Source organism: Vibrio sp. 10N.261.52.A1 (assembly GCF_002876325.1).
GTDB classification, from domain to species: domain Bacteria; phylum Pseudomonadota; class Gammaproteobacteria; order Enterobacterales; family Vibrionaceae; genus Vibrio; species Vibrio chagasii.
Map to the genome: position 1 here is coordinate 1 of NZ_MCYD01000087.1, position 2,245 is coordinate 2,245.

Here is a 2,245-nt window from a genome sequence, read left to right on the forward strand (position 1 = left end):
CTGTATTCATAGCTAAAAAACAAAGCCAAGCTCTATACGTGCTTGGCTATGATTCTTTGGTTAATTAGATATTTGGTGCTAAATGTAGTTCGCTTTAAACAGCAAGCAACTAGTCTTGGTTGAAGAACAGAACGAGGCTACCACCTTTTAAGCTACTCCCGTAGTTGATCGTAAAACCGATGCCTACATTATCAACCCATTCATTGAATAAGTTGGGGTTCAGCAACCAACCTACACTGCCCTCATAATACGAGGTCGTCCCCATCGACTCCACGGTGTCCCCACCGATATCAATTCTTCTAATGCTCGAATACATCGATGTAATGTTTTTATCCCAACGCACGAGATCGTAGAAGATCTTAGCTTCGTTAGCGATATACCAACCTTCCGGGTTCCCTACATCACCGTTGTTAGCTTCTCCCCAACCAACACCATTAAAATAGTGCCAACTGGTACTCAGTTTGTATCTCCCCCAATGATTTTTATCTTCAAAAATCAGCTTAATTTTTGGCTCTATTATATATGCCCACGCATCTGTGTTGTAATAAAGTCCATCCAATTGGTCCTGAATAGGCTCAAGTAGTGACGAGCGGTATTCAAAGTCGTTGCGATAATAAGAGATATGATTACCAATACCTGAATGAAAGCTCCAGTACTCATTTAATTGAGAGACATTAGCAAACTCGACGTAACCAGAAACCACAGACTCTTTTTGATAATCGCTTTTTATCGTCGCTGCATATTCAACGTCGTTCTCGATACGCAATGCTGATAAGCGCAACGTAATCTCTTGATGATTGTCTTCAATATAGTTGGGCAGCTCAAAGTTGTAAGGAAGGCTGAGAGATGTGATGTTTTGACGGCGACTTACCGAATCATTCGAGCCAATATCTTCATTGTCTAAACTGAAAACTTCATTTGGGTCAAAGTTATTAATACCAAAAGTAAAAACATCGGTATCGTTGAGTAATACACTGGTGGCAAAACGCTGCTCTAGCTCCTTGCGAAATGCATCTGACAAAACGTTGGCTGAAACCGTAGGAGAGCTAATCAAACAAAGCACAGGGACAACCAGTGTCCAACATGAATTAGCCATAGAGAATGACTTTGATTGTGGCATGTCGTTTATCACTTAAAACACTTCCTAGTTCAAACGCTACTAGGACTATAAATTCAAATTACTAAAAGAGCTCAACGGCTATCGTGTGTGCTCTAAAATGTTGCGCTGGATATAGGTGTTTCTACCGCTTTGTTTTGCTTGATACAGCGCTTGGTCGACCTTCTCATAGATGGAGGCTAAAGACTCATCGCCATTCGGCACAAACGACAACACCCCTTGTGACGCTGTCACTCTATCTGAAATCGTAGAATACTCATGTGCGTAGTTCATATCATAAAGCGCTTCTTTGATACGAATTGCCTGCTGTTCTGCAGCATCACTGTCGGTATCACTCAAGATAAGCACAAACTCTTCACCGCCATAACGGCCGACAAACTCTCCAGCTCTCACAAACAGTACCTTCAAAGTATTGGCAAGGCCCTGAAGACACTTATCCCCTTGAATATGGCCGTAATTATCATTGTAAGGCTTAAAGAAGTCTACATCGAGAAGGATGACAGTCATGGATATATTACGTCTTCCATGCCACGCTATGCTCTCCTCAAGCTTAGTATCCATATATCGACGGTTATATAATTTGGTGAGGCCATCTTCGTTGGCTTGTTGTTGCAGAAGTATATTAAGCTCTTCGAGCTTGGCAGTACTTTGCTTTAATTCTCGCCTCATGTGCGCGATACGCTGCATCGCTATCAACTTTGAGTTAAGCACTACCTTGTTTACTGGTTTGATCAAATAATCATCCCCACCAGCATCAATGGCTTTAGCGATCATTTCAGGCTCTTCATGACCACTCAGAAAGATAATAGGCACCCATTCAGGGAAACGCTCACGGACCTCGTTAGCGACTTCAAATCCGTCCATATCAGGCATACTTATATCAAGTAATACAAGCTCAGGATCAAAACCAGAATAAACGTTTAGGGCTTCTTTACCACTACCGACAGCTTCAACAATATGACCCAGTTGCTTGAGTCGAATAGCAAGTTGCATTCTGTCTAGCTGAACATCATCAACTAGCAATATGCGCATCGAAGATCCCTTTTCTATCATCAGATCACCTTTACCTAGTGTTGAATATTCAAAGTAGCTCATTTTTGGGCTTAAATCATGCCCTAATCTCTATAT

At 41.7% G+C, this 2,245-nt stretch carries 2 protein-coding genes; both read right to left on the bottom strand.

Annotated elements, in window-relative coordinates; genetic code table 11:
• Positions 1-109 precede the first annotated feature (109 nt).
• The gene (locus tag BCT81_RS01190) at positions 110-1,120 is read right to left on the bottom strand and encodes a Solitary outer membrane autotransporter beta-barrel domain (RefSeq protein ID WP_102423033.1); all 1,011 of its coding nucleotides are present in this window, start codon (positions 1,118-1,120) and stop codon (positions 110-112) included.
• A 78-nt stretch (positions 1,121-1,198) separates the two neighbouring features.
• On the bottom strand, positions 1,199-2,170 hold the full coding sequence (locus BCT81_RS01195; protein WP_198596816.1) for a diguanylate cyclase: 972 nt from the start codon (positions 2,168-2,170) through the stop codon (positions 1,199-1,201).
• Between the last annotated feature and the right edge of the window lie 75 nt (positions 2,171-2,245).